We start from the raw sequence: 23,237 nt of genomic DNA, 5'->3' as shown, positions 1-23,237 counted from the left end.
TGGGTTTTCTCCTCTCGTGTGGGGCCCCCCCCCCCCCACCCCGGCCCCGACCCACAACGCACCCGCAGGCGCTACCCGCACCCCCACCGATCCCGCACAGGCCGCCGCAGGCATCGCACCCGCACCACCCGACAACGAGAGGCTGACCCGACGTGCACGACGACCTCATCGCCCGGGCCCAGGCATGGCTCGCCGAGGACCCCGACCCGGAGACCCGCGACGAGCTCGCCAAGCTCATCGAATCCGGCGACCTCGACGAGCTCGCGGACCGCTTCAGCGGCACCCTCCAGTTCGGCACCGCGGGCCTGCGAGGCGAACTCGGCGCCGGCCCGATGCGCATGAACCGCACGGTCGTCATCCGCGCCGCCGCCGGTCTCGCCGCGTACCTCAAGAAGCAGGGCCAGGAGGGCGGCCTCGTCGTCATCGGCTACGACGCCCGCCACAAGTCGGAGGACTTCGCCCGCGACACGGCCGCCGTCATGACGGGCGCGGGCCTGCGCGCCGCCGTACTCCCCCGCCCCCTGCCCACCCCGGTCCTCGCGTACGCGATAAGGCACCTCGGTGCCGCGGCCGGCGTGGAGGTCACCGCCAGCCACAACCCGCCCCGCGACAACGGCTACAAGGTCTACCTCGGCGACGGCTCCCAGATCGTCCCGCCCGCGGACATCGACATCGCGCGGGAGATCGCCGCGGTTCCGTCCCTCACCGTCGTCCCCCGCCCGACCGAAGGCTGGGAGACCCTGGACGACAGCGTCCTCGACGCCTACCTCGCCCGCACGGACGCGGTCCTCGCCCCCGACTCCCCCCGCACCGCCCGCACGGTCTACACGGCGATGCACGGCGTGGGCAAGGACGTCCTCCTCGCCGCCTTCGAACGCGCCGGCTTCCCCACCCCCGCCCTGGTCACCGAGCAGGCCGACCCCGACCCGGACTTCCCCACCGTCGCCTTCCCCAATCCGGAAGAGCCCGGCGCGATGGACCTGGCCTTCGCCAAGGCCCACGAGACGGACCCCGACCTGGTCATCGCCAACGACCCCGACGCCGACCGCTGCGCGGTGGCCGTCAGGGACGGCGAGCACTGGCGGATGCTGCGCGGCGACGAGGTCGGTTCCCTCCTCGCCGCCCACCTGGTCAGCCGCGGAGCACAGGGCACCTTCGCCGAGTCGATCGTCTCCTCCTCCCTCCTCGGCCGTATCGCCGAGAAGGCGAACCTCCGCTACGAGGAGACCCTCACCGGCTTCAAGTGGATCGCCCGCGTCGACGGCCTGCGCTACGGCTACGAGGAGGCCCTCGGCTACTGCGTCGACCCGGACGGCGTACGCGACAAGGACGGCATCACGGCCGCCCTGCTGATCACCGAGCTGGCCTCCGTCCTCAAGGCCGAGGGCCGCACGCTCCTCGACCTCCTGGACGACCTCGCGGTGGAGCACGGCCTGCACGCCACGGACCAGCTCTCGGTCCGCGTCCAGGACCTCTCGGTCATCGCGAACGCCATGCGCCGGCTGCGCGAGCAGCCCCCCACCGAGCTCGCCGGCCTCGCCATCACCCGCGCCGAGGACCTCACGAAGGGCACCGACACCCTCCCGCCCACCGACGGCCTGCGCTACACGCTCGAAGGCGCCCGCGTCATCGTCCGCCCCAGCGGCACGGAGCCCAAGCTGAAGTGCTACCTGGAGGTCGTCGTCCCGGTCGCGACGCACGCCGACCTCCCGGCCGCCCGCGCCAAGGCGGCCGACCTGCTGGCGACGATCAAGCGGGACCTCTCGGCGGCAGCGGGCATCTGAGCCGTACGACGACTTCCTGATCGAAAGGGTGCCTCCATCCAGGGGCACCCTTTCGGGCGTTTCCCCCGGCGATTGACGCACCCTCCGCGCCCCGCCCCACCCCGCGGGCAACGGTGGACGGGAAACGCACCGCCGAACCGCCTGGAGCCGCGCGTGTCCACGACCGCATCCCGGCCGACCACCCGAACGACCACCCGAGCGACCACCGCCCCCGGTTCCCGCCCTCCACCGCAGGGCCTCCCCACACCCCTTCCCGCCCTGCGCCGCGCGGCCCCCGCTCTCCTCGCCTACGTCGCCGTACGCGGCACCGGCCTGCTGCTCCTCACCGTCTGGGCGCACCGCCGCGGTCACGGTGTCTGGCCGATCCTGGCGACGCAGTGGGACGCCGACTGGTATCTCGGCATCGCCGACCATGGCTACGCACATGACCTCGGCACCGCGCCCAGCGCCAACAACCTGGCCTTCTTCCCGCTCTACCCCACCCTCGTGAAGGCGTTCGCGGCGCTCACCCCGGGCACCCGCGCGAGCACCGGACTCGCCGTCGCCGTCATCGCCTCCCTCGTCGCCGCGTGGGGAGTGTTCGCGGTCGGCGACCGTCTGCACGGCCGCGCGGTCGGTGTCCTGCTGACCACCCTCTGGGGCGCGCTCCCGGTCGGCCTGGTGCAGTGGATGGGCTACACCGAGTCCCTGTTCACCGCGCTCGCGGCCTGGTCCCTGTACGCCGCCCTCACCGGCCGCCTGCTCACCGCCGCCTGGCTCGCCGCACTCGCGGGTGTCACTCGCCCGACCGGCGTCGCGGTGGCGGCAGCCGTCACGGTGGCGGCCCTGCTCGCGCTGCGCCGCCGCTTCTCCCTCCGAGCCCTCGCGGCCGCCGTAATCGCCCCGCTCGGCTGGTGCGGATACGTCGGCTGGGTGGGCCTGCGCGTGGGCCGCTGGGACGGCTACTTCGCCGTACAGCGGCTGTGGCACAATGAGTTGGACGGCGGCCGCGAAACCCTGGACCTGATGCGGCAGTTGCTGGCGCGCGACTCGACGCCCGAGCTGTTCCTGGTGATGGTGACGCTCACGCTGCTCGCGTCGGTGGTGCTGTTCGGGCTCGCGGTGTGGGACCGGCAGCCGGCCGCGCTGCTGGTCTTCACGGCCGTACTGCTGACGATCGTCCTGGGCAGCGGCGGCGTCTACTTCCCGCGCGCCCGCTTCCTCCTCCCCGCCTTCCCGCTCCTGCTCCCCCTCGCCCTGCACCTCTCCCGCGCCTCTGGCCGCTACCGCACCCTGGCGCTAGCGGTGGCGGTGGCCGGGTCGGCGTACTGGGGCGCGTACATGGCGCTGGTGTGGCCGAGCGCGCCCTGAGACCCGCACGCGGGCCGGTTCACCGGGGGCGGCGTTCCCAAGGTGGGCCGCTCAGGTCACCGCCAGCAGAATCACCAGCAGCACGGCCCCGGCGACGGCCGGCCCCGCCACCTCGTAGGCCCAGCGCACGGTCACCTCGCCCTGCGCGGACTCCGCCTGCTCCCGGTGCTCCAGCAGTTCGCGCAGATCGTCCATGACCTTGTCGGTCTCGGCCCGCATCGGCCCGTCCGCGTCGATGTCCCCTCGCGGCGCCCCGAACCCGAGCCCGCCGAACCCCGCACCGCCGCCAAGACCATCACCGCGTGCGGAGGCGCCGCGCCCCGAGGCCGCCCGTGCCGTGCGCCGCGCCGCCTTCTTGCGGGCCCGCAGCGAGACCGGGACCGCCCAGAGCTGGAACTTGGTGCCGGACTTGGTGACGACCTCGTTCGAGTAGCCGGACCGCAGCGCGGCGATCTGCCCCCACGGCAGCACGATCACGCGGAGCGGGTTGCGGATGCGCAGCCGCTCCTCGTTGGCGTACACCGCCGGGCGCAGGGTGAAGGCGGCCACCACCGGCACGATGAGGATCAGCGCGGCGAGCGCGAGCCACTGGGTGCGGCCCTCGCCGCGCACCAGGGCGTCGATGCCGAGCCAGAGCGCGATACCCAGCAGCAGGACACCGCCGACGATGCCCATGGGTGAGCGGTAGACCCGGTCCTTCGATGCGGGGTCCGGGGTGGGGGGCTGATGCTCAGGGGTCGTCATGGGGCCGATTGTGCCGTACGCCTGCGGCGCTCGGGCGGGCGCCCATTCGTCGTAGGGCTGCGGTTAGTGTGCGAGTGCGGGTCGCGTGTGGCCGGTCGCGCAGTTCCCCGCGCCCCTGACGGCGTGTGGCTGCCCGACCTCAATAGGATCCGCCCCTCAGATCCGCACCTCCGGCGTGTACAGCCCTGCGACCCTCGGCGAGTGCAGGTCGCGTGTGGCCGGTCGCGCAGTTCCCGCGCCCCTGGCGGCGTGCGGCTGCCCGACCTCAATCGAATCCGCCCCTCAGATCCGCCCTCGAGGTGTACAGCCCTGCGACGCTCGCGAGTGCGGGTCGCGTGCGGCCGGTCGCGCAGTTCCCCGCGCCCCTGGCGGCGTGCGGCTGCCCGGCATCAAGCGGATCCGCCGCCCGGTGTTTCACAGATCGGGCCGCTACGGATGCGTTCCCCGGGGTGTACAGCCGCTACGCGCGTAGATATGCTCGTCTGGTGACCATGCCCACCAATGCATCTGCCGCAGCTCACGCCCTCACGGACGTCGCCGCGTCCGACAGCACGCTGCGCCGTTTCCTCCACGGGCTGCCCGGCGTCGACGCGGTCGGTCTGGAGGCGCGCGCGGCGGCCCTCGGTACCCGTTCCATCAAGACGACCGCCAAGGCGTACGCCATCGACCTCGCCATCTCGATGGTCGACCTGACGACGCTGGAAGGCGCGGACACCCCGGGCAAGGTCCGGGCGCTCGGCGCCAAGGCGGTCCACCCCGACCCCACCGACCGTACGACTCCGTCGACCGCGGCCGTCTGCGTCTATCCCGACATGGTGGCCACCGCCAAGGAGGCCGTCGCCGGGTCCGGCGTGAAGGTCGCCTCCGTCGCCACCGCCTTCCCGGCCGGCCGCGCCGCCCTCGGCGTGAAGCTGGCCGACGTCCGGGACGCCGTATCGGCCGGCGCCGACGAGGTCGACATGGTCATCGACCGCGGGGCGTTCCTCGCGGGGAACTACATGAAGGTGTACGACGAGATCGTCGCCGTGAAGGAGGCCTGCGGGGCGTCTGCCCGCCTCAAGGTCATCTTCGAGACCGGCGAGCTGTCGACGTACGACAACATCCGGCGCGCGAGCTGGCTCGGCATGCTGGCGGGCGCCGACTTCATCAAGACGTCCACCGGCAAGGTCGCCGTCAACGCCACCCCCGCGAACACCCTGCTTATGCTGGAAGCGGTGCGCGACTTCCGTGCCCAGACCGGCATCCAGGTGGGCGTGAAGCCGGCCGGCGGGATCAGGACGACCAAGGACGCCGTCAAGTTCCTCGTCCTGGTCAACGAGACCGCCGGCGAGGACTGGCTGGACAACCACTGGTTCCGCTTCGGCGCCTCCTCGCTCCTGAACGACCTGCTGATGCAGCGTCAGAAGCTGGCCACCGGCCGCTACTCCGGCCCCGACTACGTGACGGTGGACTGATCACCATGGCATCGGTATTCGAATACGCACCGGCCCCCGAGTCCCGCTCGATCGTCGACATCGCGCCGTCGTACGGCCTGTTCATCGACGGCGAGTTCGTGGAGGCCGCCGACGGCAAGGTCTTCAAGACCGTCTCGCCGTCCACCGAGGAGGTCCTCGCCGAGATCGCCCAGGCCGGCGAGGCGGACGTGGACCGCGCCGTGAAGGCCGCCGGCAAGGCCTTCGTGAAGTGGTCGGCGCTGCCCGGCTCCGAGCGCGCGAAGTACCTGTTCCGCATCGCCCGGATCATCCAGGAGCGCAGCCGTGAGCTGGCCGTCCTGGAGACCCTGGACAACGGCAAGCCGATCAGGGAGACCCGCGACGCCGACCTCCCCCTGGTCGCCGCGCACTTCTTCTACTACGCGGGCTGGGCCGACAAGCTCGACCACGCCGGCTTCGGCGCCGACCCGCGTCCGCTGGGTGTCGCGGGCCAGGTCATCCCCTGGAACTTCCCGCTGCTGATGCTGGCCTGGAAGATCGCCCCGGCGCTCGCGACCGGCAACACGGTCGTACTGAAGCCCGCCGAGACGACCCCCCTGTCCGCGCTCTTCTTCGCGGACATCTGCCGCCAGGCCGGTCTGCCCAAGGGCGTCGTCAACATCCTTCCGGGCTACGGCGACGCGGGCGCCGCGGTCGTCGCGCACCCGGACGTGAACAAGGTCGCCTTCACCGGCTCCACGGCCGTCGGCAAGGAGATCGCGCGGACCATCGCCGGCACCCGCAAGAAGGTCACCCTGGAGCTCGGCGGCAAGGGCGCCAACATCGTCTTCGACGACGCCCCGATCGACCAGGCGGTCGAGGGGATCGTCAGCGGGATCTTCTTCAACCAGGGCCAGGTCTGCTGCGCCGGCAGCCGGCTGCTGGTCCAGGAGTCGATCCAGGACGAGCTGCTGGAGTCCCTCAAGCGCAGGCTCTCCACGCTGCGCCTGGGCGACCCGCTCGACAAGAACACCGACATCGGCGCGATCAACTCCGAGGAGCAGCTCTCCCGCATCACCACGCTCGTCGAGCAGGGCGAGTCGGAGGGCGCCGAGCGCTGGTCGCCGGCCTGTGACATCCCGGAGAGCGGCTACTGGTTCGCCCCGACGCTGTTCACGAACGTCACCCAGGCGCACCGGATCGCCCGCGACGAGATCTTCGGCCCGGTGCTGTCGGTCCTGACCTTCCGTACGCCGGACGAGGCCGTCGCCAAGGCCAACAACACCCCGTACGGCCTGTCGGCGGGCATCTGGACGGAGAAGGGGTCGAGGATCCTCGCCGTCGCGGGCAAACTCCGCGCCGGCGTCGTCTGGTCCAACACGTTCAACAAGTTCGACCCGACCTCGCCGTTCGGCGGCTACAAGGAGTCGGGCTTCGGCCGCGAGGGCGGCCGCCACGGCCTGGAGGCGTACCTCGATGTCTGAGAAGAACGACAAGACCGAGCGCGCCGAGCGGCTCTCCGTCTTCAAGACCTACAAGCTGTACGTCGGCGGGAAGTTCCCGCGTTCCGAGAGCGGCCGGGTGTACGAGGTGACCGACTCCAAGGGCAACTGGCTGGCGAACGTACCGCTTTCGTCCCGCAAGGACGCCCGTGACGCCGTGGTCGCCGCACGCAAGGCGTTCGGCGGCTGGTCCGGCGCGACCGCGTACAACCGCGGTCAGATCCTCTACCGCATCGCCGAGATGCTGGAGGGCCGCCGCGACCAGTACGTCCGTGAGGTGGCCGACGCCGAGGGCCTGTCCAAGTCCAAGGCCGCCGCGCAGGTCGACGCGGCGATCGACCGCTGGGTCTGGTACGCGGGCTGGACGGACAAGATCGCCCAGGTCGTGGGCGGCGGCAACCCGGTCGCGGGCCCGTTCTTCAACCTCTCCTCGCCCGAGCCGACGGGTGTGGTCGCGGTCGTGGCCCCCCAGGAGTCCTCCTTCCTGGGCCTGGTCTCGGTCCTCGCCCCGGTGATCGCGACGGGCAACACGGCGATCGTGGTGGCGTCCGAGAAGGCCCCGCTCCCGGCGCTGTCGCTGGGCGAGGTGCTCGCCACCTCCGACCTGCCCGGCGGTGTCGTCAACGTCCTCTCCGGCCGTACGGCGGAGATCGCGACGCCGCTGGCCGCGCACCAGGACGTCAGCGCGATCGATCTGGCCGGCGCCGACGACGTACTGGCGAAGGAGCTGGAGGTCGCCGCGGCGGACAACCTCAAGCGCGTTCTGCGTCCACAGCCTGTGGATGAAGTCGCCTGGTCGGCGACTCCCGGCATCGACCGCATGACGGCGTTCCTGGAGACCAAGACGGTCTGGCATCCCACGGGTTCGCTGGGCGCGTCGGGCTCCTCCTACTGAGAGCGGGCCCCTCGAACCGGAGAGCCGCGTTCCCCCTCCGTCCAGGGGGAGCGCGGCTCTCTGCCATCGCGCCGACACCCAGGGTGTCGAGGTGAACGCGAGATGTAGTCGAGGTGTGACGCGCGCTTCAAACGCGGTACGCCGGGTCGTGTCCGGGCCGGGCCATGCCTCACACTGGTGTCCCGTGAGTTCCCCATCGCCCATACCGACGCGAGTCGTGCTGCTCTGCGGCCCCTCCGGCTCCGGCAAGTCCCTGCTCGCCGCCCGCTCCGGTCTTCCGGTACTGCGGCTCGACGACTTCTACAAAGAGGGCGACGACCCGACTCTGCCCCAGGTCCCCGGGAGCTCCGACATCGACTGGGACCACCCCGACTCGTGGGACGCCGACACGGCCGTCGCGGCGATCACGGAACTGTGCGGCACGGGCCGTACGAACGTGCCGCTCTACGACATCTCCCTCAGCGCCCGCACCGGCGAGGAGAGCGTCGACATCGGCCGCACCCCCCTCTTCATCGCCGAGGGCATCTTCGCGGCCGAGATCGTGACGCGCTGCCGGGAACTGGGCGTACTGGCCGACGCGCTGTGCCTGAGCCGCGGTCCGGCCCGGACCTTCCGCCGCCGCTTCCTGCGCGACCTGAAGGAGGGCCGCAAGTCGGTGCCCTTCCTGCTGCGCCGCGGCTGGCGCCTGATGCGCCTGGAACGCTCGATCATCGCCCACCAGACGTCCCTGGGCGCCCACGCCTGCGACCGCGACGAGGCCCTGGCCCGCCTGACCGCGGCAGCGGCGGGCCGCCGCCCGGCGGCGACACCGGCCACCTGAACGAATCCGGCACCCTCTCCGCCCACGACAAGAACGGGACTGGACGGACCCCCCGGCCCTCCAGCCCCGCTCTCGCTGTGCCCCACCCGTTTCCCCCGTGGTGGAGCGTCCCCCGTTTCCCCCGTGCTTCCCCCCGGGTCCCCCCCTGGGCCCCCGTAGGGTCCCCCGTTGGCCCCCCGACCCCCGTGGTCCCCCCACTTGTTACCGCTCCCCCTTCGGTCCCCCCGGACCTTCAGGCGACAAGCTCCCCGAAGGCGTCCTCCTCGTCACGGCCGAAGCTGAGGACCTCGTCCTCGCGCAGCCGGCGGAGCGACCGCCAGATGCTGGACTTCACCGTGCCGACACTGATGTCGAGGATCTCCGCGATCTCCGGGTCGGTGCGGCCCTCGTAGTAACGAAGGACCAGCATCGTCCGCTGGAGTTCGGGCAGCCGGGCCAGCGCCTGCCACAGGACCGCGCGCAGCTCGGTGCCGCGCATCGCGTCCGTGTCGCCGGGCGTCTCCGGCAGTTCCTCGGTCGGGTACTCGTTCAGCTTGCGGCGGCGCCACGCGCTGATGTGCAGGTTGGTCATGGTGCGGCGGAGGTATCCGCCGACCGCGGCCTTGTCGCTGATCCGGTCCCATGCCTTGTACGTCGAGAACAGCGCGCTCTGCAGCAGGTCCTCGGCCTCGAAACGGTCACCGGTGAGGTGGTAGGCGGTTGCGTACAGGGAGGCGCGGCGCTCCTGGACGTAGGCGGTGAACTCCGCCTCCGACAGCGAGCGACGACACTCCCCCGAGTCCTCCCTGGACGCGTCTCCCCCGTGCGTTTCCCCCGTGAGACCGTCAACCACCGTCATGTACGCGGTGTGCTGACGCCCGGTGCCGCGAGCGCACCCCCGCCCGCTCACGGCACCGGACTTCTCCGAACCCCGGCCCCCGTGCACGTCGTGCAGACGCGTGATCACTGCGCTGGTGCTGGTGCCGTGCAGCGTGTTCATCTCGCGCCCCCCGTCGTGGACTTCCGGTGTTCTGCTCGTTCGTCTTGCTGTCGTGCGGCTTGCTTCCTTGCCTGTGCCGAGAAGCTTGCCCGGGCACCTTCATGGCCGTGTCCGCCGACTGTCACAGACCTGTCACAGGGGCCTGTGCCGGAGCCCGCCCCCAGCACCGGCACAGCGCGAGCACAGCCAACAGCGCTACGCGCACGTATCCCTACTGCTCGTACAGGTGTCGAAAGACCACCCCCGCATGGGCCAGAATGACCCCCGTGCCTTCCCTGTTGCTGATCGAGGACGACGACGCCATCCGTACGGCCCTGGAGCTCTCACTGACGCGCCAGGGACACCGTGTGGCCACCGCTGCCACCGGCGAGGACGGTCTGAAACTGCTGCGTGAGCAGCGGCCCGACCTGATCGTGCTGGACGTGATGCTGCCCGGCATCGACGGGTTCGAGGTGTGCCGGCGCATCCGGCGCACCGACCAGCTGCCGATCATCCTGCTGACCGCGCGCAGCGACGACATCGACGTCGTGGTCGGACTGGAGTCCGGCGCGGACGACTATGTCGTCAAACCCGTGCAGGGGCGTGTCCTGGACGCCCGGATCCGGGCCGTGCTGCGCCGCGGGGAGCGGGAGTCGAACGACGCGGCGATCTTCGGCAGCCTCGTCATCGACCGCGCCGCGATGACGGTGACGAAGAACGGCGAGGACCTCCAGCTCACCCCGACCGAGCTGCGCCTGCTGCTCGAACTGAGCCGCCGGCCGGGCCAGGCCCTGTCCCGCCAGCAGTTGCTGCGCCTGGTCTGGGAGCACGACTACCTCGGCGACTCCCGTCTCGTCGACGCCTGCGTCCAGCGGCTGCGTGCCAAGGTCGAGGACGTCCCGTCGTCCCCCACCCTCATCCGTACCGTCCGTGGTGTCGGCTACCGCCTGGACACGCCTCAGTGACAAAGACGCAAGGGGGGGTCCGCGGCTGGTTCGCGGCTCGTAAGGGAGTGTGGTCGAGGCTGCGGTTCACCAGTCTTCGACTGCGGCTCGTGGTCGTCTTCGGCCTGGTCGCGCTCACGGCCGCCGTGTCCGCGTCCGGGATCGCGTACTGGCTCAACCGCGAGGCGGTCCTGACCCGTACCCAGGACGCGGTGCTGCGCGACTTCGAGCAGGAGATGCAGAACCGCGCGGGCCTGCTCCCCGAGGAGCCGACACAGGACGAACTCCAGCACACCGCAGGCCAGATGGCCAACAGCAGCCAGCGCTTCAGCGTCCTGCTCGTGGCCGAGGACGCCGAAGGCAGTCCCGCCTACGGCAGCTCGGGCGGCCTGGACGGCTTCACGCTCGCGGACGTACCGAAGTCCCTGCGCACGGCGGTGAACGAGAAGCAGCAGGTCGACTCCGCCAACAAGGCCGAGTACCACCTGTACTGGCAGCGAATGGTGGAGGACGACACCCCGTACCTGATCGCCGGCACGAGGGTCAACGGCGGCGGTCCGACCGGGTACATGCTCAAGTCCCTGGAGCAGGAGGCCAAGGACCTCAACTCCCTCGCCTGGTCGCTCGGCATCGCCACCGGCCTCGCCCTGATCGGCTCGGCACTGCTCGCGCAGGCCGCCGCCACGACCGTACTGAAGCCGGTGCAGCGCCTCGGCGTCGCCGCCCGCCGGCTCGGCGAGGGCAAGCTGGACACCCGGCTGCGCGTCTCCGGCACGGACGAACTGGCCGATCTGTCCCGGACGTTCAACAACGCCGCCGCGGCACTGGAGAAGCGGGTCGCCGACATGGCCGCGCGGGACGACTCGTCCCGCCGCTTCGTGGCCGACATGTCCCATGAACTGCGCACCCCGCTCACCGCGATCACCGCTGTCACCGAAGTCCTGGAGGAGGAGCTGGAGGCGGAGTCCGGCTCGATGGACCCCATGATCGAGCCCGCCGTACGCCTCGTGGTCAGCGAGACCCGTCGGCTCAACGACCTGGTCGAGAACCTGATGGAGGTCACCCGCTTCGACGCGGGCACGGCCCGCCTGGTCCTCGACGACGTCGACCTCGCCGACCAGATCACGGCCTGCATCGACGCCCGGGCCTGGCTGGACGCGGTCGACCTGGACGCCGAGCGCGGCGTCATGGCCCGCGTCGATCCCCGCCGGCTCGACGTCATCCTGGCCAACCTGATCGGCAACGCCCTCAAGCACGGTGGCTCCCCGGTCCGTGTCTCGGTCGCCTACACCCCCGACTCGATCGTCATCAAGGTCCAGGACCACGGCCCCGGCATCCCCGAGGACGTACTCCCCCACGTCTTCGACCGCTTCTACAAGGCCAGCGCCTCCCGCCCGCGCTCCGAGGGCAGCGGCCTGGGCCTGTCCATCGCCCTGGAGAACGCCCACATCCACGGCGGCGAGATCACCGCCGCCAACTCCCCGGAGGGCGGCGCGGTCTTCACCCTCACCCTGCCCAGGGACACCTCGGAACTGGAGCAGCAGACGAACGGCAGCAACGGCGGGAACGCCGACGACGAGAAGAAGGGGGACGTCTGATGCAGAAGCTCGGCCACCGCCTCCTGGCCCTCTCCGCGCTGTCGGCCGCCGTGCTCTCCGGCTGCGGCATACGCTCCACCGAGGTCCCCACCGACTTCGGCCCGGCCCCTTCCCGCGTGCGCTGCTCCCTCTCCGAACCGGATGTGTCGACGCAGGCCGCGCGCGGCCTCCCCGTGCAGGTCTTCCTGCTGTGCGGCTCACAACTGGTCGCCGTGGACCGCACCGTACGCGTACCGGACGGCACGGCGGACTCGGCCCGACGCGTCCTGGTGGCCCAGGGCCTGCTCGACCAACTCGAGGCGACACCGTCCGCCGCCGAGAAGGAGGCCGGCTACACCACGGACGTCAGAGGCGCGATGGGCGTATCGGGCCCACGCCGTGACGACCCGGAGGAGACCCTCCGCCTGAGCACCCCGCCCGACGACCTCACGTCCTACGCCCTCGCCCAGATCGTCTGCACCTTCTCGGACTCATCGGCCGCGGAGGGCGACGGCTCGGTGATCCTGGGCGGCCCCACCCAGGACCCCCCACGCCGTTACGAGTGCACGGACGAGGTCCGCACAAGGCCGGGCAGCAACGAGCCCCCGTCAATCGAGGTGACGGACGCCTGAGCGCCTCCACTCGGCGCAGCGGGCCGCCGCAGGCGTCCCGCCCCCACACACCCTCGGCAGTCGTGTGTCGGACACCTCACCCCACCAACGCACCACCCCCCGGAACCGATCCCGCCGGGGGGCGCGTCTAGGGGGGCGTGCAGCGTCAAGGCTCCATCGGCGGCACCGCCGCAATCCGCATCCGTGCGACAGGAGGCATCCTCCTGCTCGCGCACCTCGCTTTCGTCGCCTGGCTCACGCTGCGCCCCCTGGACGTCCCCTGGGTGACGCCGGCGAATCTGCAACCGTTCGCCGGCATCAGAGCCGACCTGGCACTCGGCTGGCAGGAGGCCGCCCGCCGCATCGGTGAGGGGCTCGCCCTGCTCGCCCCCCTCGGCGTACTGATCCCGATGGCCCACGGCAGGCTCACCGCCTCCCCCCTCGGCTCCCTGGTCCGCACGGTCGCCGCGGGCGCCCTGATCTCCCTGGGCATAGAGCTGCTGCAGACCGGCGTCCCCGGCCAGATCGTCGACGTCGACTCGCTGCTCCTGAACACGCTCGGCGTGGCCCTCGCGCACGCGACGATCGTCCCGGCGGCCCGCATCCACTTCCGCCGCAGGTCCGAGCGCACACACCGGGCCACGGTCCCCCAGGAGGAGACCTCTCAGGGTCGGACCCCGACGATTCCCAGGGTCGGGATAGCTCCATAGAGGGACGCTTTGCCCGGTTCGTCTTCGTAGTGTGGATGTCAGATGAGGCAACCACTCGCAAGGCCCCACAAGGGAGGCCTTGGGCCGACGCTCACGAAGGAGCCGCACCATGACCGCGCTCGCCCGACCCACCAACGGCCGCATGATCGGCGGAGTGTGCGCCGCGCTGGCGCGACGCTTCGGCACCTCCGCGACGACGATGCGCGTGATCTTCCTGATCTCCTGCCTGCTCCCGGGCCCGCAGTTCCTGCTCTACATAGCCCTGTGGATCCTGCTCCCCTCGGAGGACAAGGCGAACAGGACCCGCACGGCCTGGTGAACACCGGGCACAACGCCGCTGGGGCGCACCCCGTGTCCAAGGGGTACGCCCCAGCGGCGCGTCGCGAGCCCACCTCGACCGAGACGAACCCGGCAGCGGACTCAGGCGAGCGGCAGCCCGTTCAGCGGCAGCCCCTGAGTGGGAAGGCCCTGGGTGGGCAGCCCCTCGGTCGGCAGACCCTGCACCGGCAGTCCGCCGAGCAGCCCGGCGACCACCTCGGTCGGCCCACCGGCCACCGCCTGCTCGGCAGCCGGCTGCGCGGTCGACAGTCCGGTGGCGAGCGCCTCCTGCCCCTGGGCCAGACCCGCACCGGCACCGGGCGCCGTCTGCGAGAGGTTCTCGGCGGGGAGCGTCCTGGTGACGGTGTCGAGCGCCGAGCCGGCGGCGTCCGGCGCGACCGGCGCGGCGTTCGCGGCACCCGCGCCCGCGGCGGCGAAAGCGGCACCGAGAGCGGCGACACCGAGGGTCTTGGCAGCAGACTGCTTCATGAAATGCGTCCTCGAAAATTGGTTACGGGGATGTAAGCGGTCCTCGACCGTAAACACGCCCCGCACCCGGCCGCAAACATCGAAATGAGGATGGATTGTGAATGCCGCCCGCATTCCGTGTGACCACAAGGCCCCAGGTCAGCCGGACTCTTCGGCAGAACCGCTGGTAGAGGCGGTCTGCCGGAACAGCCACTCGGACTTCAGTTCGGCATATCCGGGCTTGATGACGTCATTGATCATCGCGAGCCGTTCATCGAAAGGAATGAACGATGATTTCATCGCATTGACGGAGAACCACTGCATGTCGTCGAGCGTGTAACCGAATGCATCGACAAGATGCTCGAATTCCCGGCTCATACTCGTGTGGGACATCAGCCGGTTGTCGGTGTTCACAGTCGCCCGGAAGTGCAGCCGGCGCAGCAGCCCGATGGGGTGGGCGGCATAGGAGTCGGCGGCGCCCGTCTGGAGGTTGGAGCTGGGGCACAGCTCCAACGGGATGCGCTTGTCCCGTACGTACGACGCGAGCCGCCCGAGCTTCACGGAGCCGTCGGCATGCACCTGGATGTCGTCGATGATGCGCACGCCGTGCCCGAGCCGGTCGGCGCCGCACCACTGCAGGGCCTGCCAGATGGACGGCAGCCCGAAGGCCTCGCCCGCATGGATGGTGAAGTGGTTGTTCTCGCGCTTGAGGTACTCGAAGGCGTCGAGATGCCGGGTCGGCGGATGCCCGGCCTCGGCGCCCGCGATGTCGAAGCCGACGACACCGAGGTCGCGGTAGCGGTTGGCGAGTTCGGCGATCTCCAGCGCGCGGGCGGCGTGCCGCATGGCGGTGAGCAGGGCGCCCACGCGGATGCGGTGGCCGTTCTGGCGCGCGAGCGCCTCGCCCTCACGGAAGCCCTCGTTCACGGCCTCGACGACCTCTTCGAGGCTGAGACCGCCTTCGAGGTGCTGTTCGGGCGCGTAGCGCACCTCGGCGTAGACGACGCCGTCCTCGGCGAGGTCCTCGGCGCACTCGCGCGCGACCCGGACCAGGGCGTCGCGGGTCTGCATCACTGCGACGGTGTGGGAGAAGGTCTCCAGGTACCGCTCCAATGAGCCGGAGTCGGCGGCCTCGCTGAACCACACGCCGAGCCTGTCGGGGTCGGTCTCGGGGAGCTGGGTGTAGCCCGTCTCGCGGGCGAGTTCGACGACGGTGCCGGGGCGGAGCCCGCCGTCGAGGTGATCGTGCAGCAGAACCTTCGGCGCCCGGCGGATCTGGTCCGAGCTCGGGGTGTTCGCCTTCTGGGCAGTCTCGCTCGTCATTTCCGCACTGTAACGCCTACGCGCGTAGATCACCCCCTGAACACCCCATTTCCCTGCCGGTACTGATCCGTCGATACGTAACGGTGATCCCAAGGACGGGTGGCGTACACCCATGCTTCTGACACTGTTCTGTCATGGCACACCAAGCGACGCCGGTTCGCAGGGTCCGGCTGGGCAGGGCGATCGGGCCGGAGCCGACGGCGGTGAGCGGAGTGGTACTTCTGCTGCCCGGAGGTGACGAGGTATCACATCGCAAGCCGGCACCGTTGTTGGCGACCTCCTACGTACGGACGCTGGGCCGCCGTCTGACGCGGGCGGGACGCGAGGAGGGCCTGGCGACACATGTGGTCCGCTACCGCTTCCGCGGCTGGAACGGCAACGCCGCGAACCTCGCGAGCGACGCGCTGTGGGCGGCCGACGAGACCGTACGGCGGTACGGAGACGTCCCCGTGTGCCTCGTGGGCATCGACATGGGCGGCAGGGCGGCCCTGCACGCCGGTGGCCACGAGGCTGTCAACTCCGTGCTGGCGATCGCCCCTTGGCTGCCGGAGGAGGACATGGCGGCAGCCCCCGAACCGGTGAAACAGCTTGGGGGCAGACGGGTGATGATCGTGCACGGCACCAACGACGAACGAACCGATCCCGAACTGTCGTTCCGGCTGGCGGAGCGGGCGAAGAAGGCGAACCGGGACGTGTGCCGGTTCGAAGTGCACTCCGACCGGCACGGATTGCACCAGCACCGGGACGAAGTCCTCGCCCTGGCACAGGACTTCGTCATGGGGGTGCTGTTCGGGAGGGCGTTCTCCCGACCGGTGGCGGACGCGTTCGCGGCTCCGCCGCCGCTGGGCCTGCGGATGCCGTTGGCCGCGGGATTCGGCAAGTCGCTGCGCAGATAGCGCCGCCGGGACGCGTCGTTCCTGTCGCTCGTCGGGCGGTCCCCGCACCCCTCAGGGCAACAGGCTTCCCCTCCTCGACAGCAGGAACTTCTTGAACGCCGCCACCGGGGGCGTGTCCGGGCGGTCCGCCAGCCAGGCGACGCCGATCTCCCGCGCCGCTCTCGGCGCCGTGACCGTCAGTTCCACGACCCCCGGGCGGGGCACGGCGGGCGGCGGCAGGAGGGCGACCCCGAGGCCCGCCGCCACCAGTCCGCGCAGCGTCTCCGCCTCCTCCCCCTCGAAGGCGATCCGCGGTCTGAAGCCCGCCTCCTTGCACAGGTCGTCGGTGATCCGGCGCAGGCCGTACCCCGGCTCCAGCGTCACGAAGATCTCGTCGGCCGCCTCCGCCAGACGGATGCGCCTGCGCGAGGCCAGGCGATGGTCGGCGGGGACGACGAGCCGGAGCTTCTGCTCGTCCAGACGGCGGGCCACCAGGTCGGGGGCGTCCGGCACCGGAGAGGTCAGGCACAGGTCGAGTTCGCCGGCCCGCAGCCGCTCGATCATCGCCTCGCCGTAGTTCTGGACGAGGCTGAAGCGGACGCGGGGGTGGTCGGCGCGGAAGGCGTGCAGCAGACCGGGTACCGTCTCCGCGCCCATGGTGTGCAGAAAGCCGAAGGCGACCTTGCCGGTGGCCGGGTCGGCGTCGGCGCGGACCTCCTCGGCGGCACGCTCGATCTCGGCGAGGGCACGTTCGACCGACCCCAGGAAGGTACGGCCGGCCGGGGTCAGGGAGACCGTACGGCCGTGGCGGGCGAACAGTTCGACGCCCAGGTCCTGTTCGAGGCGGACCATGGCACGCGAGAGCGTGGACTGCGGGACCCGCATCTCCTGGGCGGCCCGGGTGACGTGCTCGGTACGGGCGACTCCGGCGAAGTAGGCGAGGCGCGGGGCGAGCAACCTCGACATCTCAGCCATGTCTTCTGTGTCACTGGATGGTGACAGTCGATCCTGTGACCTCTGCTGATGCGCCATGGGAACGATTATGGCGATTCCATGCATTGGACGGATGAGCGGGGCCGTACGTAACTTCGAAGCATGTCTCCCGCCAGTACCGAGGCGTCCACCATCGTGGGCGCCACACCCGCAGTCCCAGTCGTCGACTCCCGTATGGCCCCGGGCGGCCCCGGCTACCGCCGGATGAGCTTCGCCCTCTTCCTCGCCGGTGTCGCGACCTTCGCGCTGCTGTACTCCACGCAGGCCCTTCTGCCGCTGATCTCGGGCGAGTTCGGGGTGGCGGCGAGCGACGCGAGCTGGACGGTGGCGGCCGCGACCGGCGGGCTGGCTCTCTTCGTCCTGCCCATGAGCGCGATCTCGGAGCGGTACGGCCGCCGTACGGTCATGACGGCGTCCCTGGCGGTCGCGGTGACCGTCGGACTCCTGGTCCCCTTCGCGCCGAACCTGACCGCCCTGGTCGTGCTCCGGGCGGTCCAGGGCGCCGCGCTGGCCGGCCTCCCGGCGTCGGCGACGGCGTATCTGGCCGAGGAGGTCCGCCCGAAGGCACTGATCACGGCGATCGGCCTGTTCGTCGCGGGCAACAGCGTCGGCGGCATGAGCGGCCGGGTGATCACGGGGTGGGTCGCCCAGGAATGGGGCTGGCGGGTCGCGGTCGGCGTCATCGGCGCGATCGCGGTGGCCTGCGCGGTGGCGTTCCGCCTCCTGCTCCCGGCACCGCGCCACTTCAAGCCGGGCTCCCTGCGCCCGCGCGTCCTGGCCCGCACGGTCCGCGAACACCTCTCCGACCCGCTGCTGTGCCGTCTGTACGCGATCGGCGCGCTGTTCATGACGGTCTTCGGCGGCGTGTACACGGTGATCGGCTACCGCCTGACGGAAGCCCCGTTCTCGCTCCCGCAGGGCATCATCGGCTCGATCTTCCTGGTCTACCTGGTCGGTACGGTCTCGGCGTCCACGGCGGGCCGCCTGGTGGGCCGTCTGGGCCGCCGGGGCGCCCTGTACGCGGCGGGCGCGACCACGGCGACCGGCCTGCTGCTGTCCCTGGCGGACTCGCTCCCCATGGTCCTGCTCGGCCTGGTCCTGATCACCGGCGGCTTCTTCGCGGGCCACGCGGTGGCGTCCTCGGCCGTCAGCAAGACGGCCACCCGCGGCCGCGCCCAAGCCGCCGCCCTCTACCAGTCCGCCTACTACGTCGGCTCCAGCGCGGGCAGCACGGTGGGCGCCCTCGCCTTCCACACGGGCGGCTGGACCGGCACGGTCGGCGTCGGCCTGCTGGCGGTGCTCGGCGTCGTGACGATCACCGTCCTCGGAACACGTGCGGCCAGGGCCGGCCGGAGGGCCCAGCAGGCGATGGCCTGAGTCGCATGTCCCGCTTCCCCCCGACCGGGGTCGGCCGGTCGGGGGGATCGGCTTTTGTACGCCTCTCACCTGGGTGTTCGTCCGCTCCGGGGGCCGTTGTCAGTGGGCTGCGGTAGCTTCCAAGTACTGGGCGCGATGGCGCGACACAGCACGGCCACAGGGGTGGGTGGACGATGAGCGACGGCACGGCGACTACGACAACGGACCTCGACATCAGGCTGGAGAAACACCGAGTCGAACTGACCGGGTACTGCTACCGCATGCTCGGCTCGTCCTTCGAGGCCGAGGACGCGGTGCAGGACACGATGGTGCGGGCCTGGCGGAGTTACGACAAGTTCGAGGGGCGTTCCAGTCTCCGGTCGTGGCTGTACCGCATCGCGACGAACGTGTGCCTGGACATGCTGACGGCGGGCAACAAGCGGGCGAGGCCCATGGACCTGACGGAGTCGACGCCGCTGGCCCGGGCCGCGCTCTCGCCCCGCCCGGACAACACCTGGCTGGAGCCGATGCCGGACAGCCGGGTGCTGCCCACGACCGAGGACCCGGCGGAGGCGGCGGTCGCCAAGGAGTCGGTGCGGCTCGCGTTCATGGCCGCCCTCCAGCAGCTGCCGCCCAAGCAGCGGGCGGTGCTGATCCTGCGCGAGGTGCTGGCCTGGAAGGCGAGCGAGGTCGCCGAGCTGCTCGGCACCACCGTCGCGTCGGTCAACAGCGCCCTGCAGCGGGCGCGCGCGACGCTCGCCGAGCGGGAGCAGCCGGGCGCCGGGGCCACCGTCTCCGACCCGCTGGACGAGGAGCAGCAAAAGCTCCTGGACCGCTATGTCGCGGCCTTCGAGGGCTACGACATGACGGCGCTGACGGCGCTGCTGCACGAGGACGCCATCATGACGATGCCGCCGTTCGACCTGTGGCTGACCGGGGTCCAGGACATCACCGGTTTCATGACCACGCTCGGCGCCCCCTGCGCGGGCTCGCGTCTGGTGCCGGTCCAGGTCAACGGGCTGCCGGGCTTCGCCCAGTACAAGCCGGACCCGGAGGCGGGCGGTTTCACCCCGTGGGCCGTGCAGGTGCTGGAGATCTCAGACGGCCGGATCACCGGGTTCCACTGCTTCCTCGACACCAAGCGCTGGTTCCCGCTGTTCGACCTCCCCCTCCACCTCGAAGCGCAGACCGACCAGGTCGAGGAGGGCGTGTAGCGCGGGGTCGGGGTCGCGCAGCCGGATCCGGCCCCCGGCCCGCCGTGCGGCCAGCTGGAGCCGTGCCAGCAGATCCACGACGCCCAGTCCCGGCGGTCCGAGCCCGCCCACATCACACACCACGACACTCGCCCCACCGGCCTGAAGCCGGTCCCGTACGTCGTCGCACAGCCCCGCCACCTCATCCCGGGTGACGGGGCCGGCCAGCACGAGTACAGCGGGTGTCATGGCGTCCACGATCGGTAGACCGGGCGGAAACCGATAACTCATCGCGGCCGAAGTTCCCCCGCTCCCCGCTGCGTGCCTCGCCGGGGTGTCCGCCGACCGGGATCACATTGACCCGGTGCCCTCCTTCCCCGGAGGGTTTGCTGTATGCCCCATGTATCAGCAGGCCCCCGAATACCCTGCGCTCCCCTCCCCGCCATGGAGGCCCCGTGCAAGGGGTGTTGACGGGATTCGCGGTGATCGCGGTCGTCATCGGGGTGGGTTACGCGATCGGCCGACGCGGCTACCTCGGCGTCCACGGTCGCGAGGTCCTCACCAAGCTGGCCTTCCATGTGGCGTCCCCGGCCCTGCTGTTCACCACACTCGCGCAGACCGACCTCTCGGTGATCTTCTCCAGCCGTCTCCTGGTGACGGCGCTCAGCACGGCCGCGGCGGCCGGGGTCTTCGTCGCGGTGGGTGCCGTACGGCACTGGGGCGTGGGCCGTACGACGATCGGCGCCCTGTGCTCCAGCTACGTCAACTCCGGCAACCTCGGCATCCCGATCGCGGTGTACGTCCTGGGTGACGCGTCACTGGTCGCGCCGGTCCTGCTCTTCCAGCTGGTCGGCGTCACACCCATCGCCCTGACGATCCTCGACCTGTCCGGCGGCGGCGAGCAGGGCCCCTTGTGGCGCCGCCTCCTGACGCCGCTGCGCAACCCGATCGCGCTCGGCTCACTGGCGGGCGTGGCGGTGTCGGCGACGGGACTGCGGATCCCGGCCCCCGTCCTGGACCCGCTGACCCTGATCGGCGGCATGTCGGTCCCGGCGGTCCTGCTGGCCTTCGGCATCTCCCTGTGCGGCAGCACGATGCCCGGCCGGGGTCCCGACCGTCACCCGGTGTTCCTCTCGGTCGCCCTGAAGTCGGTCGGCCAGCCCGCGGCGGCCTGGGCACTGGCGGCGGGCGTCTTCGGCCTGCGGGGCGCTCCGCTGCTGGACGTGGTGGTGACCTCGGCACTGCCGGCCGCGCAGAACCTGTTCACGTATGCGTCGAGTTACGGGGTGGGTGAGCGGTTGGCACGGGACTCGATCCTGCTGTCGACGGTGATCTCGGTGCCGGTGCTGGTGGTGGTGGCTGCCTCGCTGGGCTGACGGTCAGTCGACGGGGAACTCGCCGGTGTCGATCGTCACGTTGAACGGGTCCGGGAGCTCGATGGGGTCACCGAATTTGACTGCTCTCAGCACACGGTAGACATCGCCCTTCGGCTCTCCGAAGAGCGTAGCCGTGGGCCCTCCGGGGGCCCAGCGGTCGATCAGCAGACAGAGCGGAATCCCGGCGGTGGCGTAGGCGGCGGGCTTGCTGACGCGGTCGTGCTGGGCGTTGGACTTGGAGGTCACCTCGACGACGAGTTCGGCCAGGGCTGCCGGGATGTGGGATTCCGCCTCCGCGCATTCCTGCACGGGCGCCACGAGCAGGTCAGGGATGAGCATGCCCAGACGTGACGGCACGGCGATCGCCAGTGTCTGGAAGATCCCCCAGTCCTCGGGGATCGCGGAGTAGAGGCGACGCTGAATTCGTTCCGCGATCACGTTGTGGCGGGATGCGGGAGCAGGTGACACGGTGATGATCCCCTCGATGATCTCCACCTTGCTGCCCTCGGGCCATTCCATCTCCTCCCAGAACCGGACGAGGTCGTCCCAGTTCTGGTCGGGGTCCTGGCTCACGGTGAGTGCGCTCATGGCGGTCTCCTATCGGGGCGTCACCGATCCCAGCATGCCGAACGGGACCGGTGGGGGTCCACCGATCCCGTTCACCCGAAAGGGAGATCGCCTGGTCAGGCGATACGTTCCAGCACCACCGGCGAAGCCGTGAAGTCCGTCCCCGCCGCGGCGATGTCGTACGAGCCCTCCACCGCCTGGAGCGCGTACTCGAAGCGCTCCGGCGTGTCCGTGTGCAGGGTCAGCAGGGGCTGGCCCTCGGTGACCGTGTCACCGGGCTTGGCGTGGAGCTCGACGCCCGCGCCCGCCTGCACCGGGTCCTCCTTGCGGGCGCGTCCGGCGCCCAGGCGCCAGGCGGCGACGCCGATGTCGTAGGCGTCGAGGCGGGTCAGGACGCCGGAGGAGGGGGCCTTGATGACGTGCTGCTCGCGCGCCACCGGCAGTTCCGCGTCCGGGTCGCCGCCCTGGGCCGCGATCATGCGCCGCCAGACGTCCATCGCCGAGCCGTCGGCCAGGGCCTTCGCCGGGTCGGTGTCACGCACACCTGCCGCTTCCAGCATTTCCCTGGCCAGGGCGATCGTCAGTTCCACCACGTCCGCCGGTCCGCCGCCCGCCAGGACCTCGACCGACTCGCGGACCTCCAGGGCGTTGCCCGCCGTGAGGCCGAGAGGCGTGGACATGTCCGTGAGGAGCGCGACCGTCTTGACGCCGTGGTCCGTACCCAGGCCCACCATCGTGGACGCCAGCTCGCGCGCGTCCTCGATCGTCTTCATGAAGGCGCCCGTGCCGACCTTCACATCCAGAACCAGCGAGCCCGTGCCCTCCGCGATCTTCTTCGACATGATCGAGGACGCGATGAGCGGGATCGCCTCGACCGTGCCCGTGACGTCCCTCAGGGCGTACAGCTTCTTGTCCGCCGGGGCCAGGCCGTCGCCCGCCGCGCAGATCACCGCGCCCGTGCCGTCCAGTACCGACAGCATCTCCTCGTTCGACAGGAGGGCCCGCCAGCCCGGGATCGACTCCAGCTTGTCCAGGGTGCCGCCGGTGTGGCCGAGGCCCCGGCCCGAGAGCTGAGGGACCGCCGCGCCGCAGGCCGCAACCAGAGGAGCCAGCGGGAGCGTGATCTTGTCGCCCACGCCACCCGTCGAGTGCTTGTCGGCCGTCGGGCGGGACAGGGACGAGAAGTCCATCCGCTCGCCGGAGGCGATCATCGCGGCCGTCCAGCGGGCGATCTCGCTGCGGTTCATGCCGTTGAGCAGGATCGCCATGGCGAGCGCGGACATCTGCTCGTCGGCGACCTCCCCGCGGGTGTACGCGTCGATGACCCAGTCGATCTGCTCGTCGCTGAGTTCACCGCGGTCCCGCTTGGTGCGGATGACGGAGATGGCGTCCATGGCCATGGCTTTCCTTCCGAGGGTTCCAGAAGTGGTACGGCCCCTCCGAGCCGATCGCAGGATCAAC

Annotated in this window: 23 protein-coding genes; 15 read left to right on the top strand and 8 right to left on the bottom strand. The window is 70.9% G+C overall.

What is annotated here, in order from left to right:
• The first annotated feature begins 152 nt into the window (after window positions 1-152).
• Both ACZ7NC_RS12825 and ACZ7NC_RS12820 read left to right on the top strand, forming a co-directional pair.
• Entirely contained in the window at window positions 153-1,784 is a 1,632-nt protein-coding gene (locus ACZ7NC_RS12825) for a phospho-sugar mutase (RefSeq protein WP_471487515.1), read from the top strand.
• A gap of 153 nt (window positions 1,785-1,937) precedes the next feature.
• Entirely contained in the window at window positions 1,938-3,134 is a 1,197-nt protein-coding gene (locus ACZ7NC_RS12820) for a hypothetical protein (RefSeq protein ID WP_471487513.1), read from the top strand.
• Between the two features lie 51 nt (window positions 3,135-3,185).
• Here ACZ7NC_RS12820 and ACZ7NC_RS12815 read toward each other — a convergent pair whose 3' ends face one another.
• Complete coding sequence (locus ACZ7NC_RS12815) at window positions 3,186-3,878, bottom strand: PH domain-containing protein (protein ID WP_471487512.1); 693 nt, start codon at window positions 3,876-3,878, stop codon at window positions 3,186-3,188.
• A gap of 491 nt (window positions 3,879-4,369) precedes the next feature.
• Here ACZ7NC_RS12815 and deoC point away from each other — a divergent pair, with 491 nt between their 5' ends.
• From deoC to ACZ7NC_RS12795, 4 genes are all read left to right on the top strand, one after another.
• A complete protein-coding gene (gene deoC / locus ACZ7NC_RS12810) occupies window positions 4,370-5,332 on the top strand; it encodes a deoxyribose-phosphate aldolase (RefSeq protein WP_471487531.1) in 963 nt (320 codons plus the stop codon).
• A 5-nt stretch (window positions 5,333-5,337) separates the two neighbouring features.
• Window positions 5,338-6,774 carry an aldehyde dehydrogenase family protein gene (locus tag ACZ7NC_RS12805; protein ID WP_471487511.1) on the top strand — a complete coding sequence of 479 codons (1,437 nt, stop codon included), beginning with the start codon at window positions 5,338-5,340 and terminating at the stop codon, window positions 6,772-6,774.
• The gene (locus ACZ7NC_RS12800; RefSeq protein ID WP_471487510.1) at window positions 6,767-7,687 is read left to right on the top strand and encodes an aldehyde dehydrogenase family protein; all 921 of its coding nucleotides are present in this window, start codon (window positions 6,767-6,769) and stop codon (window positions 7,685-7,687) included. The genes ACZ7NC_RS12805 and ACZ7NC_RS12800 overlap by 8 nt, the downstream gene beginning before the upstream one ends.
• A gap of 184 nt (window positions 7,688-7,871) precedes the next feature.
• Window positions 7,872-8,507 (top strand): uridine kinase family protein, encoded by a 636-nt coding sequence (locus ACZ7NC_RS12795; protein WP_471487508.1) that lies wholly within the window; start codon window positions 7,872-7,874, stop codon window positions 8,505-8,507.
• 232 nt (window positions 8,508-8,739) lie between these two features.
• Here ACZ7NC_RS12795 and ACZ7NC_RS12790 read toward each other — a convergent pair whose 3' ends face one another.
• Window positions 8,740-9,486: a SigE family RNA polymerase sigma factor gene (locus tag ACZ7NC_RS12790; RefSeq protein WP_471487506.1), complete on the bottom strand. Its 747-nt coding sequence runs from the start codon at window positions 9,484-9,486 to the stop codon at window positions 8,740-8,742.
• 266 nt (window positions 9,487-9,752) lie between these two features.
• Here ACZ7NC_RS12790 and afsQ1 point away from each other — a divergent pair, with 266 nt between their 5' ends.
• The 5 genes from afsQ1 (at window position 9,753) to ACZ7NC_RS12765 (ending at window position 13,626) form a co-directional block, all read left to right on the top strand.
• Complete coding sequence (afsQ1, locus tag ACZ7NC_RS12785) at window positions 9,753-10,430, top strand: two-component system response regulator AfsQ1 (protein ID WP_471487504.1); 678 nt, start codon at window positions 9,753-9,755, stop codon at window positions 10,428-10,430.
• Window positions 10,427-12,007 carry an ATP-binding protein gene (locus ACZ7NC_RS12780; RefSeq protein ID WP_471487503.1) on the top strand — a complete coding sequence of 527 codons (1,581 nt, stop codon included), beginning with the start codon at window positions 10,427-10,429 and terminating at the stop codon, window positions 12,005-12,007. Before afsQ1 ends, ACZ7NC_RS12780 begins: the two co-directional genes overlap by 4 nt.
• A complete protein-coding gene (locus ACZ7NC_RS12775) occupies window positions 12,007-12,618 on the top strand; it encodes a hypothetical protein (protein WP_471487501.1) in 612 nt (203 codons plus the stop codon). Before ACZ7NC_RS12780 ends, ACZ7NC_RS12775 begins: the two co-directional genes overlap by 1 nt.
• 137 nt (window positions 12,619-12,755) lie before the next feature.
• Window positions 12,756-13,307, top strand: coding sequence for a VanZ family protein (locus ACZ7NC_RS12770; protein ID WP_471487500.1), 552 nt, complete (start codon window positions 12,756-12,758; stop codon window positions 13,305-13,307).
• Between the two features lie 109 nt (window positions 13,308-13,416).
• Window positions 13,417-13,626, top strand: a complete 210-nt coding sequence (locus ACZ7NC_RS12765; RefSeq protein WP_471487498.1) for a PspC domain-containing protein — start codon at window positions 13,417-13,419, stop codon at window positions 13,624-13,626.
• A 101-nt stretch (window positions 13,627-13,727) separates the two neighbouring features.
• Here ACZ7NC_RS12765 and ACZ7NC_RS12760 read toward each other — a convergent pair whose 3' ends face one another.
• Both ACZ7NC_RS12760 and ACZ7NC_RS12755 read right to left on the bottom strand, forming a co-directional pair.
• Window positions 13,728-14,114: an ATP-binding protein gene (locus ACZ7NC_RS12760; protein ID WP_471487496.1), complete on the bottom strand. Its 387-nt coding sequence runs from the start codon at window positions 14,112-14,114 to the stop codon at window positions 13,728-13,730.
• A gap of 138 nt (window positions 14,115-14,252) precedes the next feature.
• Window positions 14,253-15,416 (bottom strand): adenosine deaminase, encoded by a 1,164-nt coding sequence (locus ACZ7NC_RS12755; protein WP_471487495.1) that lies wholly within the window; start codon window positions 15,414-15,416, stop codon window positions 14,253-14,255.
• Window positions 15,417-15,550: 134 nt separating this feature from the next.
• Between ACZ7NC_RS12755 and ACZ7NC_RS12750 the strand changes: the two genes are divergently transcribed.
• The gene (locus ACZ7NC_RS12750; protein ID WP_471487493.1) at window positions 15,551-16,312 is read left to right on the top strand and encodes an alpha/beta hydrolase; all 762 of its coding nucleotides are present in this window, start codon (window positions 15,551-15,553) and stop codon (window positions 16,310-16,312) included.
• Between the two features lie 51 nt (window positions 16,313-16,363).
• On the opposite strand, the gene ACZ7NC_RS12745 is transcribed toward ACZ7NC_RS12750, so the two are convergent.
• Window positions 16,364-17,323, bottom strand: a complete 960-nt coding sequence (locus tag ACZ7NC_RS12745) for a LysR family transcriptional regulator (protein ID WP_471487492.1) — start codon at window positions 17,321-17,323, stop codon at window positions 16,364-16,366.
• 63 nt (window positions 17,324-17,386) lie between these two features.
• On the opposite strand from ACZ7NC_RS12745, the gene ACZ7NC_RS12740 reads away from it, so the two are divergent.
• Together ACZ7NC_RS12740 and ACZ7NC_RS12735 are read left to right on the top strand one after the other, a co-directional pair.
• On the top strand, window positions 17,387-18,661 hold the full coding sequence (locus tag ACZ7NC_RS12740) for an MFS transporter (RefSeq protein WP_471487490.1): 1,275 nt from the start codon (window positions 17,387-17,389) through the stop codon (window positions 18,659-18,661).
• A 173-nt stretch (window positions 18,662-18,834) separates the two neighbouring features.
• Window positions 18,835-19,854, top strand: a complete 1,020-nt coding sequence (locus ACZ7NC_RS12735) for a sigma-70 family RNA polymerase sigma factor (protein WP_471487489.1) — start codon at window positions 18,835-18,837, stop codon at window positions 19,852-19,854.
• On the opposite strand, the gene ACZ7NC_RS12730 is transcribed toward ACZ7NC_RS12735, so the two are convergent.
• A complete protein-coding gene (locus ACZ7NC_RS12730) occupies window positions 19,738-20,124 on the bottom strand; it encodes an STAS domain-containing protein (protein WP_471487488.1) in 387 nt (128 codons plus the stop codon). The genes ACZ7NC_RS12735 and ACZ7NC_RS12730 overlap by 117 nt on opposite strands.
• 164 nt (window positions 20,125-20,288) lie before the next feature.
• Between ACZ7NC_RS12730 and ACZ7NC_RS12725 the strand changes: the two genes are divergently transcribed.
• Window positions 20,289-21,209 (top strand): AEC family transporter, encoded by a 921-nt coding sequence (locus ACZ7NC_RS12725; protein WP_471487486.1) that lies wholly within the window; start codon window positions 20,289-20,291, stop codon window positions 21,207-21,209.
• Between the two features lie 3 nt (window positions 21,210-21,212).
• Here ACZ7NC_RS12725 and ACZ7NC_RS12720 read toward each other — a convergent pair whose 3' ends face one another.
• Together ACZ7NC_RS12720 and ACZ7NC_RS12715 are read right to left on the bottom strand one after the other, a co-directional pair.
• Window positions 21,213-21,797, bottom strand: coding sequence for a Uma2 family endonuclease (locus ACZ7NC_RS12720; RefSeq protein ID WP_471487484.1), 585 nt, complete (start codon window positions 21,795-21,797; stop codon window positions 21,213-21,215).
• 95 nt (window positions 21,798-21,892) lie between these two features.
• Entirely contained in the window at window positions 21,893-23,170 is a 1,278-nt protein-coding gene (locus ACZ7NC_RS12715; RefSeq protein ID WP_471487483.1) for a thymidine phosphorylase, read from the bottom strand.
• Window positions 23,171-23,237 lie beyond the last annotated feature (67 nt).

The organism is Streptomyces sp. NPDC111802 (assembly GCF_055634335.1).
The sequence above is the reverse complement of the archived record's forward strand: the minus strand, read 5'-3'. Positions and strand labels throughout refer to the sequence as shown.